General features: G+C 39.7%; 13 protein-coding genes. 8 read left to right on the forward strand and 5 right to left on the reverse strand.

Annotated features, from left to right (window positions below):
• The first annotated feature begins 314 nt into the window (after positions 1-314).
• The 4 genes from NG22_RS13880 to NG22_RS13895 all read left to right on the forward strand — a co-directional run bounded on the left by NG22_RS13880 (position 315) and on the right by NG22_RS13895 (position 3,511).
• Complete coding sequence (locus NG22_RS13880; RefSeq protein ID WP_053406274.1) at positions 315-806, forward strand: regulatory protein RecX; 492 nt, start codon at positions 315-317, stop codon at positions 804-806.
• Positions 803-1,468: a carotenoid biosynthesis protein gene (locus NG22_RS13885; RefSeq protein ID WP_053406275.1), complete on the forward strand. Its 666-nt coding sequence runs from the start codon at positions 803-805 to the stop codon at positions 1,466-1,468. The genes NG22_RS13880 and NG22_RS13885 overlap by 4 nt, the downstream gene beginning before the upstream one ends.
• Before the next feature lie 54 nt (positions 1,469-1,522).
• Positions 1,523-2,410: a MerR family transcriptional regulator gene (locus NG22_RS13890; RefSeq protein WP_053406276.1), complete on the forward strand. Its 888-nt coding sequence runs from the start codon at positions 1,523-1,525 to the stop codon at positions 2,408-2,410.
• A 249-nt stretch (positions 2,411-2,659) separates the two neighbouring features.
• Positions 2,660-3,511 (forward strand): hypothetical protein, encoded by an 852-nt coding sequence (locus tag NG22_RS13895; protein ID WP_053406277.1) that lies wholly within the window; start codon positions 2,660-2,662, stop codon positions 3,509-3,511.
• 433 nt (positions 3,512-3,944) lie between these two features.
• Here NG22_RS13895 and NG22_RS13900 read toward each other — a convergent pair whose 3' ends face one another.
• Positions 3,945-4,781, reverse strand: coding sequence for a hypothetical protein (locus NG22_RS13900; RefSeq protein ID WP_157601104.1), 837 nt, complete (start codon positions 4,779-4,781; stop codon positions 3,945-3,947).
• A 405-nt stretch (positions 4,782-5,186) separates the two neighbouring features.
• On the opposite strand from NG22_RS13900, the gene hemA reads away from it, so the two are divergent.
• Positions 5,187-6,464: a glutamyl-tRNA reductase gene (gene hemA / locus NG22_RS13905; protein ID WP_053406279.1), complete on the forward strand. Its 1,278-nt coding sequence runs from the start codon at positions 5,187-5,189 to the stop codon at positions 6,462-6,464.
• A gap of 23 nt (positions 6,465-6,487) precedes the next feature.
• Here hemA and NG22_RS13910 read toward each other — a convergent pair whose 3' ends face one another.
• From NG22_RS13910 to NG22_RS13920, 3 genes are all read right to left on the reverse strand, one after another.
• Positions 6,488-7,999: a SpoVR family protein gene (locus NG22_RS13910; protein WP_053406280.1), complete on the reverse strand. Its 1,512-nt coding sequence runs from the start codon at positions 7,997-7,999 to the stop codon at positions 6,488-6,490.
• Positions 8,000-8,023: 24 nt separating this feature from the next.
• Positions 8,024-9,295 carry a YeaH/YhbH family protein gene (locus tag NG22_RS13915; protein WP_053406281.1) on the reverse strand — a complete coding sequence of 424 codons (1,272 nt, stop codon included), beginning with the start codon at positions 9,293-9,295 and terminating at the stop codon, positions 8,024-8,026.
• A gap of 69 nt (positions 9,296-9,364) precedes the next feature.
• Entirely contained in the window at positions 9,365-11,293 is a 1,929-nt protein-coding gene (locus NG22_RS13920; protein WP_053406282.1) for a PrkA family serine protein kinase, read from the reverse strand.
• 417 nt (positions 11,294-11,710) lie between these two features.
• On the opposite strand from NG22_RS13920, the gene NG22_RS13925 reads away from it, so the two are divergent.
• The 3 genes from NG22_RS13925 to NG22_RS13935 all read left to right on the forward strand — a co-directional run bounded on the left by NG22_RS13925 (position 11,711) and on the right by NG22_RS13935 (position 15,392).
• A complete protein-coding gene (locus tag NG22_RS13925) occupies positions 11,711-12,745 on the forward strand; it encodes a TrkA family potassium uptake protein (RefSeq protein ID WP_157601106.1) in 1,035 nt (344 codons plus the stop codon).
• A gap of 126 nt (positions 12,746-12,871) precedes the next feature.
• A complete protein-coding gene (locus NG22_RS13930; RefSeq protein ID WP_053406283.1) occupies positions 12,872-13,846 on the forward strand; it encodes an NAD-dependent epimerase/dehydratase family protein in 975 nt (324 codons plus the stop codon).
• 622 nt (positions 13,847-14,468) lie between these two features.
• Positions 14,469-15,392, forward strand: coding sequence for an AraC family transcriptional regulator (locus NG22_RS13935; protein WP_053406284.1), 924 nt, complete (start codon positions 14,469-14,471; stop codon positions 15,390-15,392).
• 101 nt (positions 15,393-15,493) lie between these two features.
• On the opposite strand, the gene NG22_RS13940 is transcribed toward NG22_RS13935, so the two are convergent.
• Entirely contained in the window at positions 15,494-16,015 is a 522-nt protein-coding gene (locus NG22_RS13940) for a YfiR family protein (RefSeq protein ID WP_053406285.1), read from the reverse strand.
• Between the last annotated feature and the right edge of the window lie 304 nt (positions 16,016-16,319).

Genomic DNA, 16,319 nt, shown 5'->3' on the forward strand with positions numbered 1-16,319 from the left:
AAGCGGCCAGGCCGCTTTTTTTATGCATAAAAAAACCCCATCAAACTAAAGACGGGGTTTTAACAGACGGTCCGTGCGTTTTCATTTTATTCATTCAATAATCATCAGATTTGGGTGTGCATCTACGATGGATACACTGGACTCATCCCAAGCACGTGACTAGCAAACGTCTGTGTTTTTATAATATTAACCGCTCAAATAAATTTTCGGATAGCCAAAAGGACATTTTTTTACTATTTTCCTCTAAAGTTTAAAACAAAAAATGGCTAAATACTATCTAAAGCATTCTTTTCCAATAATTTGACGAAAATTCCATGCACGCTAACCGCCCTGACTATAAGAGTATTTATTTAAAAGCCGCCAATTACTGTGCTTATCAGGACCGTTGTACGGCTGAGGTAAGTGAAAAACTGCAGAAATGGGGACTGGAAGATGAAATGCTGGAGGCCGCCATTGAGCAGTTAATAGCAGAGAAATACTTAGATGAGGAGCGCTTTTGCCGGTCTTATGTCAGAGGAAAATTTTATTATCAAAAATGGGGAAAACAGAAGATCCGCCAGGCTTTAAAACTCAAGCAGGTGAATGAAAACCTTATACAGTCGGCTTTGGAAAATGAAATCAAGCCAGAAGATTATGATGAGGTTTTGTTGAAAATTCTTCATCGAAAATACCATCAACTGGAAAAAGAAACAGATCCCTACAAACGTAAAATGAAAACGGTTCAGCATGCCGCCCAAAAGGGCTTTGAATCCTCCATCATTTTTTGCCTGATTGACGAAGCCATTGAAATGGAAGACGACTCATGAACCTTATCAAACACCTCCATTTTTCGAATTACAAAAGTGCTGCTAGGCCCCTGTTAGTACTGCTGGCCACTATGCATTTAGCCGGCGTCATTGGATTGACTTTTGAATACAGCCGTCCTTACTTTCAGTTATTAACCCCACTCAATCTGCTGTTTTCCAATTTTGTCCTGTTTCAATTTCACCACAACAAAACACGGGGCTTTTATTTGTTCGCCTTTTCCGCCTTTACCGTCGGACTCCTTATGGAAATGATTGGCGTCAACACCGGATTAATATTTGGCCAGTACCAATACGGACAAACCCTCGGCCTTAAAATATTCCACACCCCCTTAACCATTGGACTGAACTGGTTCAGTCTGGTGTATGGGAGTTCTTACCTTTTTCAACAATTAAAAATTCACCAGCTCTTCAAAGCGGCCCTGGCTGCTGGCACCATGGTCACACTGGATATATTTATTGAACCGGTGGCCATGGCCCTGGATTTCTGGAATTGGGAAAATGAAACCATCCCCTTTCAGAACTATTTGGGCTGGTTTATTATCGCCTTCCTATTGTCTAACCTTTATTATATATTGGTTAAAAAAAGTAAGAATCCCGTTTCATCCATTTTTTTTATCATTCAAGGGCTTTTTTTCATTTTTTTATGGGCTTTACTGCGCTAAACGGCGTACAAGCCGTTATTGGATTATATTTGTAAGCCCCTAACCATCTGTGATATGTCTAACTATTCAATTAAAGATTTAGAACTTCTTTCCGGTATTAAAGCTCATACATTACGTATTTGGGAACAGCGATATAATTTCCTTAAACCCCAAAGAACAGACACCAATATCCGCTATTATACCGATCGGGATCTGAAGCTAATACTGAATGTATCGCTGCTGAAAGAAAACGGCCTGAGAATTTCGAATATTGCCAAAATGGAGGAATCGGAAATGCGAGACCACGTCATTCGCATCACCGATTCAAAAACCACTTATCCGGAACAGATCTATGCCCTGACACTGGCCATGGTGGAGTTAGACGAAGAGCGCTTTGAGAAAATCATGGGAAGCAATATCCTTAAATATGGCTTTGAAAATACCATGGTGAACATTATCTATCCTTTTATGGCCCGGGTAGGTCTGTTATGGCAAACCGGTGGAATTAATCCGGCTCAGGAGCACTTTATCAGTAATCTGGTACGTCAAAAACTGATGGTCGCCATCGACAGCCAGTATGTAAGTAATTCCGAGTTTAAGCATAAATATATGCTCTTCTTGCCTGATGGAGAATTACATGATATCGGGCTGCTATTCGCGAATTATCTGCTCCGAAACCGTAAAAATAAAACCTTCTACCTCGGACAGAGCCTCCCTTTTGAAGAATTAACCTCCATTTTTGAGATCCATCAGCCAGATTTCCTGCTCACCATCATCACCTCTGTGCCAGGCAGCTATTTGGAAGTGCAAAAATTCGTGGACAATATGTCTGCCGCTTTCCCCAAAACCACCATTTTAATCAGTGGGCCTCAGGTAGTTGGACAGGGAATTATTGAACCAGAAAATGTGATTGTACTTAATAAATTCCAGGACCTGGTAGATTTTATTGAAGAGCAGGAATAGGCAGCTTTTCCACATTTTTGCCCAAGCCGAAAGCCACCATACTGCCCTAATCCGCATGCTCAGGCGTTTCCGAAAACCCTCTAAAATAGCCCTGATTTCATTTCATTGAAAATCAATCATTTACCTTAAACAATTCATATTTATTTTCAGTATTGTGTGAGATTAGATAACTTTCGAAGGATTTTCTTTACTTTTGAGAGTACCATGTAATAAAAATTGCTTTTCGGAACCCTCGCACTGCATTGACCAATGAAATTAAAATTTTACTTCATCGCCTTTTTTGCACTAATTTTTTGTTCAAATGATGCTTTAGCCCAAGGTCGGATTCCCTCTAAAGGATATAGCCATCATACAAACCTAAGAAGTGCATGGTCTTTTGGACTTTCCACCGGAACCTCGCTGTTCAATACAGATGCCGTAAAATTGGGAAGTGGACACCAGCCTATATATAACTTCACAGGAGGTGTCAATATTGACTATCAATTTAACAACCGATGGTCTGTGGCCGGACATTTTAATTTTTTCAACCAAAATTTCGATGGTGGGACATATCCGGATTCCCTTGCCTTTCACTCCCGTAATGTTGAATACTATGTCGCCTTCAAAAGAAAGTTATTGACCAATGTAAATGCATTGAAAGCAACCCATTATTGGGATCTGCATATCTTTGCCGGTGTGGGAAACGTGTTTTTCAACCATTTCGATGGCGATAAAAGGGCTGAGAAATCTCATGGCTATATTATCGGCGCCCCAACAGATGACGGTAGCTATAACATTAGTGCCTATGAATATGCACAATTAGGCATTATCCTTCCCGTGGGAATAGGTTTTAATTACTATTTCTCGGATAAAATGGGCTTCCATTCTGAAGTAGGATACCGATTCACTTCCACTAACTTTTTGGATGGCATAAAAACCAATACCCCGAGACTGGACCAATACCTTCAAGTGAGTGTGGGATTAACTTATCGCCCATGGTCCAATTCAGGCACTAAATACCTGTATAACCAACACTTGAATGGGAAAAAGAAAAGTCACAGAAGGAACTTGCCTAAAAAATCTAAAGGGAAACGATATAAATCCACCAATAAAAGGGAATAAGGATTTTGAAGTTATCCACAAACAAAGGGGTTTTCCACATTAAGATTGTGGAAAACCCTTTTTTATTCCCCAAAAAATCTACCAAGCGCATTTTTACGTGAATAAAATCAATACTTCCATCATGTTTCACGAAATTATGTGGAAAAGACCCATGCAATCCACCAATTTATCCACTTATCCACACACTCAGGGGTAGTTATGCACAAAATTAACCTGAGCCGAAATATTCATCCTTTATTCTTTCTTTGGTTGCGGAGGAAATCGTTTTCCATTTTGATTTTTTCCACCAAGGAACCGGATGAATGTGGGAAAGCAAGCACCCAAAATTCGGGCAATTAAAAATCAGCAAAACCAATAAGGATACACTGATAACAAAACGTCTATTAGGCACCCTTTTAATTGACTCCTTAAGCCTGGCGATGAGTAAGTCGGGTTAATTTTCCCTTCTTACCGGCTCATCTGGTGCCGGGAGCAGCTCAGGCGCTTCTATTTTAGGTAATTCTGGTGTATAGCGTTCTGGTGCCTCAAATAAGGTTCGCCGGTTCATCAGGAAAACCTTCCCCTTTTCATTAGTTATCAACAATTCCTCCTCATTCAGGTATAGAATCGCCTCCGACTGACCCGAATTCACAAATCGCTTACAATAAAAAGGAACCATTCGAAGATTATCTTCCTGGTCGAAGTCCGCATAATACAAGAGTACTTTTCCGTAACTTAAAAGTGCCACCTGCCCTTTTTCCGGACTGATATCTGCAGCCGTAATCTGCTCTCGCATTTTAAAAGCAAAAACTTCCCTCGCCACATATTCTCCGGCCTGATCCGGCAATTGATATACCTTCACTTGCTTCCCTCCCCGGATTTTTGCGAAGAGATAGAGCTTTCCTCTAGCCCAAAGCATTGCCTCACAATCAAAACGCTTATTTTTATTCTTCTTAGGAGGAAACTCAAGCTGATCTTCATATGAAAAGGAAATAGTCTCCACTTCGCCCGAAAAAATGTGATAGCGATAAATTTTTAAATCCTTTCGATTGTTGTTATTATTCCCAAAATCACCAATGAAAATATGACCATCTTCATCCTGAGCAAGATCTTCCCAGTCCACATTTTTCACCTCTTCAGGAAAATTCACCTGCCCCATTAAACCCACTTCATCATTTTTGAAGGCAAATAAAACCGGTTTACCTCCACTATCGTCATGCGTAAAAAAAAGATCATTATGCGCGGCTAAACCCGAAGATTCCTTCACTTCCTCCGGTAATCTCCCTATCATATTCACCTCGTATAATTTATTGGGGCAACTGTCACACTTTTCAGTTGGAAATGGACACGAAATTACGATACTCTTCAGGGCCATCCATAAGGAAAGCAGATTACTCAACACCATTTAATTATTGATTACCAGTTGATAAAATGAAAATTTAAATACAAAAAATTTATATAATTAAAAATGAAACCAATAATAGGACGAATCAACCATATTTCAGACAAAAAAATGCTTGTTTATTTACCAGATAAATAAAACTTAAGGACTTTTCTTAAAAAATGGCTCAAAATTTGAACCCATTGAATTCACTTTTGATCTTATTTATACTCATTATAAATGTTTTACAAAAGTGATAATGATCAGTGATTTTCGTGAGTAAACCAGTACTTTTGCAAGACAGAGGAGGTTTCTATGGTGAACAATTTCAAATTTACAGGGATATCCCATAAACAAGCGGATATTAAGCTAAGGGAGCTTGTGGCATTGGATGAAAATGCCAGCAAAAAGCTATTATTTGAGCTTAAAGAGAAATTAGGACTTCAGGAGGCACTAATTTTATCTACCTGTAACCGAACGGAAGTTTACTATAATGACCGAAGAGATCTTAGCTTCGATATTGCCCGCTTAATCGGGGTCATAAAAGGTCTGGAAAATCCTTGTAGGATAGCCGCAAAATTTGAAGGAATTTCCGAAAATTCTGCCGCCGTTCAATATTTATTCCATATTGCAATGGGTCTTGAATCCAAGGTAGTAGGGGATATTCAAATTTCCAATCAGGTGAAAAAAGCCTACCAATGGTCTTGTGATGAAGGCATGGCGGGTCCGCTTTTACACCGTTTGATGCACACCGTATTTTTCTGCAACAAGCGCGTTTCTCAGGAAACCTGTTTCCGTGATGGAGCAGCATCCGTTTCCTATGCCGCAACAGAGATTGCAGAAAACCTAACCTCCCAAATCCTTGACCCCAAGATATTAGTATTAGGGCTTGGTGAAATTGGAGAAGATGTGGTGAGAAATTTGGTAGATCGGGAATTTCGTGAGATTTATATTGCTAACCGTACTTCTTCCAAAGCAACAAAGTTAGCAAGTGAATTAAATTTAAATACCCTTCCTTTCGAAGAAGCACAAGCCTTTATCAGAGAAGAAGCAGATGTCATCATCAGCTCTGTTGCCATGGATCAGCCCTTTATTACTGCTGATTTTGTGAAAGACATCAATATTAAAGGTTATAAGCATTTTATAGATCTTTCAGTACCACGAAGCATCGAGTTGGATGTGGAGTTTGTACCGGGAGCAACCTTACACAATATTGATAATATCACGGCTACCACTAATAAAGCCCTTGAAAAAAGACTGAAAGCGGTTCCTCAGGTAGAAAGCATCATTCAGGAATGCCAGTCAGAATTCATGAATTGGAGCAAAGAAATGGTCGTTTCTCCTACCATTAAAAAGATGAAAAACTCTTTGGAGCAGATTCGTCAACAAGAAATGGCTCGTTTCCTGAAAAATGCCACAGAGCAGGAAGCCAAGATGATGGACAAGGTAACCAAAGGCATGATCCAAAAAATCATGAAGCTACCGGTACTCCAATTAAAGGCCGCTTGTAAGCGAGATGAGGCGGATCAATTAGTAGACGTTTTAAATGATTTATTCGATCTGGAAAAATCACAAGAATATGTAAAAAAATAAGCTGTCCTCCGACAGCTTTTTTTTTAATAAGACTTTTTCAATAACTGATTCACGCCCAACTTATTTTTCCGGTAAAGATGAACCGGAAAGCCCCATAAATAACGGACATAATCCAATGTTTCCTCCGCCTCTTTATCATTGAGCTGATAATTATTGATAGGGTTATAAATCAACTTCAGCACATTGCTTTCGTGAATATCTCCCTTCTCCACCTGTATATCCGGAACATAATTAGATCTGGAATATTGACTGCTCAAATATTCCCGAAGCTTCTTATATCCACGCTCATTATGAATGGCGGAGATTTCGTAATGCTTCTCCTTTTCATCATCCCGGATGGCAAACAACTTCATATCTCGCATTACTTTGGGTGACAAATACTGTAAGAGAAAGGAATCATCCCTGAAGTTTTCCATGGCAAAATGAAATTGCTCCAGCCAGTCTTTCCCTGCCATAGACGGAAACCACTCCCGATCCTCTGCAGTCGGGTGCTCACAAATTCGTTTTAAATCCATGAAAATATTAAAGCCCAGCGTATAAGGGTTCAGACCATTGAAATACTTACTGGAATAGGGTGGTTGAAAAACTACGCTACTGTGGTGATGGAGGAATTCCAGCATAAAGCCTTCCTCCAGAAAACCCTCTTCATGTAATTTATTCACCAAATGGTAATGGGTAAAAGTCGCAAAGCCCTCATTCATTACCTTGGTTTGTGATTGCGGATAAAAATATTGACTTACCTTCCTTACAATCCGGATCAGCTCTCTTTTCCAAACCGGTAAACGCGGGGCATTTTTTTCAATATAGTACAAGATATTCTCCTCCATCTCAACACCCTTGCCATTTTCTTCCAGCTTAGAGGAGGTATCAGAAGGAATGGTTTTCCATAACTCATTATACGTTTCTCGCTTAAACTCCACCAGCTTCCTCAGCCTTTCGTTTTCCTCTTTCACCGAGCGCTCCTCCGGTTTCTTATACTTATCCACCCCAAGGTTCATCAAAGCATGGCAAGCATCCAAAGTAGCCTCCACCTCCTCATATCCGAATTCTTCCTCACACTTTAGCACATAATCACGAGCAAAAACCATATAGTCCAGGATCGCATCGGCCATAGTCCAGTCCCGAAACATATAATTCCCTTTGAAAAAAGCATTATGCCCCTGACAGGCATGCGCTATTACCAAAAGCATTAAACAGGTAGAATTATTCTCCATATTATAAGAGATACAGGGGTTGGAGTTAATCACCATCTCATAAGACAAACCCATCTGCCCTTTGCGATAACTGTTCTGATTCATCACAAAGTCTTTTCCAAATTTCCAATGCGGGTAGGAGGTAGGCAAGCCTACCAACGAATAGGCATCCAACATTTGTTCTGAAGTCACCACCTCTATCTGATTGGGATATACATCCAGCTTCAGGTATTCTTTCCCATAGTAATGGGTAATTTCATCTGCCAGCTGTATGGAATCGAAATCCCAGTGTGGATTGGAAAAAACCTTACGACTCAATGCCGCCTTTGACTTTATACTCATGGATTTAGGTCAGTTAGTGGGTAATTAGACTTTCTCTGCTGTTCTTTTCCGGAACAATCCTTTAAATACCGGCCAGATTTCAGACACCTGATAAATTTTACGGATGGAAAATCCCTGTTCATCATTTATTGCCTTATAGTTCTGCCATAAGTAACTGGAATATTCACTATTGTTTATTTCCAGATAGGCCATATACTGAATTTTCGGCAGCAAGGTCTCCTTTATCATATTCCGGCATTCCACCGCATCCCGCTCCGACCAGGCATCCCCATCAGAAGCCTGACAACAGTAAATATTCCATTCGGAAGAAGAGTAGCGTTCGTCAATAATCTCATTCATCAACTTCAATGAAGGCGCCACAATCGTACCCCCGGATTCACGAGAATTAAAGAATTCCTCCTCATCTACCTCTTTAGCCACTGTATGGTGGCGGATAAAAACAATTTCAATTTTCTTATACTGCTTGGTCAGAAAGAGATATAAGAGGGTAAAGAACCGTTTGGCAATATCCTTTTCATGCTCCCCCATGGAGGCCGAAACGTCCATAATACAAAACATAACGGCAGAAGTTATCGGCTGCGGATAAGGCTCATGATTTTTATACCGCAAATCAATGTGGTCAAAGAAAGGAATATTTTTCAGCTGCAGCTCCAACTGCTTGATTTCCTCTAATAATAATTGCCGCTTCTCCTCATTCTTCTCTTTTTCCAGAGCCTCTTCTTTCTCTTTTTTCTTCTTATTAAGTACCCCCCGAATGGCAATCTGCCGCGCCATAGATTGCTGATAACTCGTTTTTATGGCCAATTTAGACGGAGAACCGTCTTTGGAATAGCCGGCACGCTTTAATTTGGTCGCCTCGGTTTGCTCCATATACTTCTTTAACAAATTGGGCAATTCCAGATCTTCAAAGAAATAATGTAAAAACTCATCCCGACTTATTATCACCGTAAAACCATCCTCGGTCACTGTAGGGTCATTAGAACCCTTACCCTGACCACTTCCCTGACCTTCGCCTCCGGGTGGCTTAGGAATTTTATCCCCTTCATTAAAGCGATCATTGCCCGGCCGAACGGTGGTTTTATCCCCTGTACGCCCGTCGTGTCGGAAGGAAGGTTCACTAATTTTTTTTATAGGCACCCGCACAGATCCACCTCCGGTGGCATCCGTAATTTTCTCCTGGCTGATCAAATCAGGCAATGCCTTTTTGATTTGATCCTCAACTCTTCTCAGAAACCGATGACGATTACTGGTTGATTTGCCTTTTGAATTTTTTCGCCTGTCAATAATTTTACCCATGGAGCAGTCATTTTTCCATCAAAAAAACCCAGGATTATAGCCTGGGTTTTTAAATTCCTTTTCAAGTGCTTAGGCCATTGTTTTCCTAACCCGCATAAACCAGTCTACCAGAATTCGGATCTGTTTGTAGGTATAGCCACGATCTTCCATTCTACGAATGAAATCCTTATGCTTCGCCTCATCATCTTTATTAGACTTGGCATTGAAAGTGATCACCGGTAGAAGATCTTCCGTATTGGCAAAAATCTTTTTCTCGATAACCGTCTTAATTTTTTCATAAGCATCCCACCTTGGACTTTCGCCACCATTGCTGGCCTTGAACCGAAGGGTAAAATTGGTTACCTCTGCGCGGAAATCTTTTGGATTGGCAATTCCGGCAGGTTTTTCAATTTTTTCCAGCTCCTCATTGAGCATTGATCTGGATAACATCTCTCCCGAATCAGGATCGCGGTAATCATTATTCTGCATCCAGTGATCGGCATAGACCACATATTTCTCAAATATATTCTGCCCGTAGGTAGAGTAAGACTCGATATAAGCCTTCTGAATTTCATCTGCGATAAACTCGGCATATTTAGAGGCTAACACAGACTTAATGATATTCAGATAGCGCTCCTCACGCTCTTTATCCATCTGCATTTTAATGACCTCCTGCTCCAGTACATAGAGCAAATGTACCGGATTGGCCGCAATCTCATCCGTATCGTAATTGAATACTTTGGAAAGCACTTTAAAGGCGAATCGGGTAGAGATACCCGTCATCCCTTCATTGATCCCGGCTTCATCCTGATACTCCTGCAGACTCTTCGCATTTGGATCAGTATCTTTTAAAGATTCACCATTATACACTCTCATTTTAGAGAATAGGGAAGAATTTTCAGAAGGAGATAAACGCGACATCACGGCAAACTGTGCCAAAATCTGCAAAGTTTGCGGAGCACAGGGCGCCTTACTCAGAGAACTCTCCCGAATCAGTTTATCATAAATCTTGATCTCTTCTTTAACACGTAATACATAAGGCACTTGCACTTTATAAATACGATCAAGGAAGGCCTCATTTTTCTTATCTGAAGTAAACTTCGCCCACTCACTTTCATTGGAGTGCGCCAGAATAATCCCGTCAAAAGGAATAGCCCCAATGGGTTCCGTTCCTTTATAATTATTTTCCTGAGTTGCGGTCAGCAGGGGATTCAAAACCTTGATTGGAGCTTTAAACATTTCCACAAATTCCATTACCCCCTGATTCGCCAAACACAAACCTCCGGTAAAGCTGTAGGCATCCGGATCGGATTGCTGGTGTTCCGCTAACTTTCGAATGTCTACTTTTCCTACAAGAGTGGAAATATCCTGATTATTTTCATCCCCGGGTTCGGTTTTGGCCACTGCCACCTGATCCTGAACAGAAGGATACATCTTCACCACGCGGAACTGATTAACATCGCCACCAAATTCTTTCAGTCTTTTAGAAGCCCAGGGACTCATACAGGCGGGCACATAGCGACTAGGAATGTTGTAGGCCTCCTGCATATCCTCTCGGTAGGCAGAAAATAAGCCTAAGGGACTCTCATAAACGGGTGAAATGACATTTCCAGCCTTCAGTACATAAATGGGCTGATCCTGAATCAATGCCTTAATTTTTTCTGCCAGAGAACTTTTACCTCCTCCCACAGGTCCCATTAAATACAAGATCTGCTTTTTTTCCTCCAGTCCTTGTGCGGAATGCCTGAAGTAAGAAACGATCTGCTCAATGGTGGTTTCCATTCCATAGAAATCCTTGAAGGCAGGATAAACCTTTATTTTCTTGTTAGAGAAAATACGACTCATTTGTGGGTCGTCACCTGTGTTGATCACAACCGGATCTCCTATAGCTTTGAGCATCCGCTCAGCAGGTTTTAAATAAACCTGATCATCATTCTTACACAATTCCAAATACTCAGAGACCGTCAATTCTTCCTGGGCATGATGGTATGTGTTTTTGATTTTATCTATTAAGCTCATAATTCCCCCTTTTTCGAAATCTTCTTTAGGTGCTATTTATTATTCGGTATTATTTAATCTCCTGACTAGAAATAATGCTAAAGCAACTTGTAACTATTCTCTTATTTTTGTGAATATTCCGTTAGCTCTTAGTTTTATTACGGACTGGTGAAGCTTTCCGTTGTAACATCATAGCTTTCAAATCCCTTAATCCACCAAAGGATCACTTGTAAATAATAAAAAAGACCAAATTTTTGTTTTTATTACTTCTGCTTATTTTTTGTACTTAAAGAATAAAATTACAGTCCCTAAATTTTATAGATGAACGTAATTTTTAAATGAATAATGCATCTTTATGGAGATTGACTCCTATGTTTAATACATTTGACCTGATAAAACAGGAAGAGCAATCCATATTCAAAACATCTAATACTGAAATTGAAAATATCTATCATTGATCGAGACTATAAAAAAGCATTGAGAAGGCCTTTCTTTGCCCTTTCACTGCTGTTTTTAAGCTTTTTTACGGGTACCACATTTTATGCTTTAGTAGAAGGCTACAGTCTGATTGATGCCGCTTACATGGCGGTAATCACGATCAGCACGGTGGGCTATGGGGAAATTCTTCCGCTTTCACAGGATGGCAGATTGTTCACCACCCTGTACATCATCAGTAATCTGATTATCATTGCATTTGGAGTCTCCACCCTGACCAGCTACCTTTTTGGGGGAGAAATGAACCATTTATTAAACCGTTATAAAATGAGCAGAGAGGTAAGAAAATTAAAAAATCATGTCATTGTTTGCGGATTAGGACGAAATGGAATAAAAGCTTGCGAGGAACTTTCCAAAGCCGGGACCCCTTTTGTGGTAGTAGAGTCCAATGAAGAAGTATTGGAAAGATTTCCCTTCAATATCGGACATCAAATGATTCTCGGCGACGCCACTGCTGACCACATATTAATAAAAGCAGGAATCCTTTATGCCAAGGCATTGATCACCACCTTACCCTCTGATGCGGAAAATGTTTTTATCTCCCTGACCAGTAGAGAGCTCAACCCAAAGCTAGAGGTAATTGCTCGTGCAAGTGAAGAGTCTTCAGAAAAAAAGCTTATTAGAGCTGGTGCAAACCGAATTGTTAAACCCGACACTCTTGGAGGATACCATATGGCGCAGCTGATCACTAAACCTTTGGTGGTAGAATTTATTGATACGATCAGTGGAGTCACGGAGGAGGATATGCAAATGGAGGAAATCAGTTACGACCAATTGTCACAAAAATATCAATCACATACGATTGAGGAATTAGACATCCGGAAAATCACCGGCGTCTCTGTTTTGGGGACAAAAAAGGATAAAGAGAAATTTCAATTTAATCCCTCCATTCATACCAAAATTGAGGAATCTACCACCATGATTATTATTGGAAAGACCAAAGAAATAGAAAAATTCAAAAAAGTTTACTGCAAATAAATTCTGAAAAGCACTTCTTTTGGGAATAGTAGATCTAGATTAAATTCAAATTCCTGAAAAATTTGCACAAGGCGACCTCCAGTTTAATTAATTGATTATTACAATTTTACACCCAAGCCCCTTTAAATGAAAGTACTAATCACCGGAGTAAATGGATTGCTGGGTAGCAATATCGCGGAAACCTTCCTGAAAAATGATTGGGAGGTAATTGGTATTCTAAGAAAAGGGGCCAATATTTCCGCTATCCAAGATCTACCCGTAAGATTAGCCTATGGTGAAATTCTTCAATGGGAATTCCTAAAACCCCTGGTAGAAGAGGCTGACCTCATCATTCATGCGGCAGCCACCACGGATATGAGTGGTCAACAGTTAAGTGACTATGCTTTTAATTATGATTCGACCGAACAGATCATTAAGGCATGCTTACTTTTCCCCGAAAAAAAACTAATCTTCATCTCCACGGCAAATGCTTTCGGCTATGGTGATAAAAAACAGCCCGGAAATGAGTCTTTAGCTCCTGATCCGCTATTTTTGAATTCTTTCTATGCCCAAAGTAAGCTCAAGGCTCAGCATATGGTCATGGATGCCTGCCAAAAACAACAACTTAATGCCATTGTGCTGAATCCAAGCTTTATCATTGGCCCCCGGGACGCAAAACCCTCTTCCGGGCAAATCATACAAAAAGCAAAATCTGTTCTCGCTTTTGCCCCAAAAGGAGGGAAGAATTTTGTTCCTGCCAGGGATGTTGCGCAGGCTGCCTTACTCGCTGGGCTATCAAAAATCTCCGGGGAGTGTTATTTGGTCGTTGGCGATAATTTGTCTTATAAGGAATTTTTTCAGCAGTGTCAATCCGTGTTTCATTACCCTAAGGTAATCATTCCACTTCCTAATCGCCTGCTGATATGGGCCGGAAAGACTTTGGAATATTTAGCTCAGACCTTTCAATTCTCCAGCCTGCTTAATACCAATAATGCCAGAATCCTGACGATTCAAAATTACTATTCCTCCAAAAAAATTGTCCAGCAACTAATTTGGAATGCTTCCTCCCTCCCCAAAGCCATCAAAGATTGTTATGAATGGATGGAAAAAAATCCTTCTTAGTCCTTCTTGTATTTTTCCCGCTTAAAAACAGCCATCTCAATTACTCCATCAGGGTATGATTTATTAGGGAAAGTCAATTTAAGATTCACTATATCATTATTCCCAAATTCAGTGAAAGATAATGTCCCCTTGACGAACAAATTAGACCCTTAACATATCATCCATTTAAGAATCAGCATAAATTACCCTATTTATGGATAGCGGCATGTCATTTCCCTCCTCCACCTGCTTACAAAGCTGGCTTTCACCACCAAAGCGAGAAACAAAAATTATAGCTAAAATACAATGAAAGGCCGTAAATTTGCCTTTCTACAATAATCCACCTTATTTTTTTAATAACTGAAACACTTTTTCGTCAATTGTAGTAAAATATGACGAAAAGGCTTAATAAAAACGTTCTATAAGAAGAAAAACATAAACTTTTCAATTTTTGAACTGTTCTTAGATTAAGTTTGCTGAAAAATAATTAACGTAAGAATAAAATTTAAAAAATATAATTATTAAATTTGAACAAAACCAATACAGATTACGACTAACGACTTATTTTCAGTCACTTATAAAAGTAATCATTGGTTTAATTTGATAATTTAGAGATTATTGAAACAGTGTAAGTTGATAAATCATGGAAGATTATAACAAAATTATCGAATCCCTCGGAGTTCGGTACGCGAAAGCAAAGAATATTAAAATATTACAACCCCTTACCATTACCAACTACTACGACGTAGAAAACACCATTTTATTACTAAATAAAGGTGAAGTTCGTTTTGGTGAAAATGATGAGGCTGTAAACGAAGGAGATATTTTATTCATTCCTGGAGGCCATTCCACCACGATTACTTATGGTTCTGGCAAACCGGATGTATTGAACAATGATGAATTCATCACCAGAAGAGATGATTTCTTTAAAACCTTCCATCACTCCGAATTAGAAGATACCATTGCCGAGAACTTCTCCTATGTTTCCTTTGAAGCAAAAGTTTTCGACTCTGTAAACTTCTTCAACTCTCTGGATATTCCTCCATTTGTGATTGGCAAAAATGATCGCTTAGCTGCCATCATGCGAACCATCCTGAAAGAAAGTGTTTCAGAGTTGGCCGGCAACCAGCGTGTGGTTAAGATCAATACAGAATATCTGGTAGTGGAAATTGTTCGTCATATTATTCGCAACAGATTGTTTGTGGAGCAATTGGCGACGAACTCTACTTACTTCAAGGATCCTCGATTGATCGACATCTTTAACTACATCAAGGAAAACCTTGAGGGAGACCTTTCCAATAAGGTATTGGCAAGTGTAGCCAATGTATCCGAAGATTATGTAGGGCAGTATTTCAAAATGTTGACCGGTATTAACCCTCAGGATTATATCGAGTATCAGCGCATGGAAAAAGCGGTGGGACTATTGAGAACTACCAAAAAATCTATTCGAGACATTGGAAAAGAAGTAGGCTATAAAGACACCGCTTATTTCTGTCGCCGATTCAAGATGATGTTCGGTATCCCTGCCGGTAAAATGAGACGCAGAGAATCCTTGATGAATATCTAAGGATAGCAAAAGAAATAATAGGATCCCCTGAGCCATCAGGGGATTTTTTTTGGGCAAAAAAAATCCCCGACTGATGTCAGGGACTAATTTTAAATATCTTTTTAGGAATAAACCTCCACCGCAAATCGTTTCAAGGCATCCTTCACCTTTAACTGTGATTTTTCAATGGATGTTAAATTCATCTCAAATTTCAATTTCCCATCTACCATAATAAAGTTGATGCCACTGCCCTCCTTGGCGAGCCCATCCTGCTCGGTCACCACTAAAACCGGTGCCTCATTCAGTGCCTGCTCCACTTCAGGTAACTGCTCGCTTAAGTTCTGTGCCAAAAATAAGATATGACAATCTTTGGCCTGTTCCGGCTTATCAAATTGAACAATTTTTATTTCACGACCATCTACCGTCTTTTCATCCGCCATTTTTTGCAAATGAATCAATAAGCCAGTCTGCCCTAAAACGCCGATGACAAAGTCACCCTCACTTACAGCGGCAGGCCACTCTACATATTTGGTAAAAGTATATATATACAATTTTTGAAAGGCGAAAGATTGATTGCCCTGTGCCATTGTCACTGAAGCACTCAATAGCATTGCCCACAAAAAGAAAAGGATCTTATTTTTCATTGACGCAAAAATAATTCAATTTTCAATATACAAGCTACAGAAAAGATCGGAAAATGATCTGTCAAATAATTTTATTTTCATGAGTATTAATTGAAGAATCTGCCCAAAGAGTGAAATTTAACTAAGCCTAGTTATAATATTCTCGCTTTCCTGTTGAAGATTTAACGCAAAAAAAAGCGAAAAGGCTCGTTTTTAGCATGAGTATCGAAAACCAATTATAGAAATCACCCGATAGCTTTTCCCAAAAAAGAGGCGATTTATCTCCATCATGCCACAACATGGGCGGAATGTGATAAGGATACTA

The sequence above is a fragment of the Persicobacter sp. CCB-QB2 genome (assembly GCF_001274635.1).
In the GTDB taxonomy this organism is placed as follows: Bacteria; Bacteroidota; Bacteroidia; order Cytophagales; family Cyclobacteriaceae; genus Persicobacter; species Persicobacter diffluens.

Bases quoted from the DNA above. Each gene is read 5' to 3' on its own strand.
- NG22_RS13880 (WP_053406274.1), top strand. From the start codon at position 315: ATGCACGCTAACCGCCCTGACTATAAGAGTATTTATTTAAAAGCCGCC.
- NG22_RS13885 (WP_053406275.1), top strand. From the start codon at position 803: ATGAACCTTATCAAACACCTCCATTTTTCGAATTACAAAAGTGCTGCT.
- NG22_RS13890 (WP_053406276.1), top strand. From the start codon at position 1,523: ATGTCTAACTATTCAATTAAAGATTTAGAACTTCTTTCCGGTATTAAA.
- NG22_RS13895 (WP_053406277.1), top strand. From the start codon at position 2,660: ATGAAATTAAAATTTTACTTCATCGCCTTTTTTGCACTAATTTTTTGT.
- NG22_RS13900 (WP_157601104.1), bottom strand. From the start codon at position 4,781: ATGATAGGGAGATTACCGGAGGAAGTGAAGGAATCTTCGGGTTTAGCC.
- hemA (WP_053406279.1), top strand. From the start codon at position 5,187: ATGGTGAACAATTTCAAATTTACAGGGATATCCCATAAACAAGCGGAT.
- NG22_RS13910 (WP_053406280.1), bottom strand. From the start codon at position 7,999: ATGAGTATAAAGTCAAAGGCGGCATTGAGTCGTAAGGTTTTTTCCAAT.
- NG22_RS13915 (WP_053406281.1), bottom strand. From the start codon at position 9,295: ATGGGTAAAATTATTGACAGGCGAAAAAATTCAAAAGGCAAATCAACC.
- NG22_RS13920 (WP_053406282.1), bottom strand. From the start codon at position 11,293: ATGAGCTTAATAGATAAAATCAAAAACACATACCATCATGCCCAGGAA.
- NG22_RS13930 (WP_053406283.1), top strand. From the start codon at position 12,872: ATGAAAGTACTAATCACCGGAGTAAATGGATTGCTGGGTAGCAATATC.
- NG22_RS13935 (WP_053406284.1), top strand. From the start codon at position 14,469: ATGGAAGATTATAACAAAATTATCGAATCCCTCGGAGTTCGGTACGCG.
- NG22_RS13940 (WP_053406285.1), bottom strand. From the start codon at position 16,015: ATGAAAAATAAGATCCTTTTCTTTTTGTGGGCAATGCTATTGAGTGCT.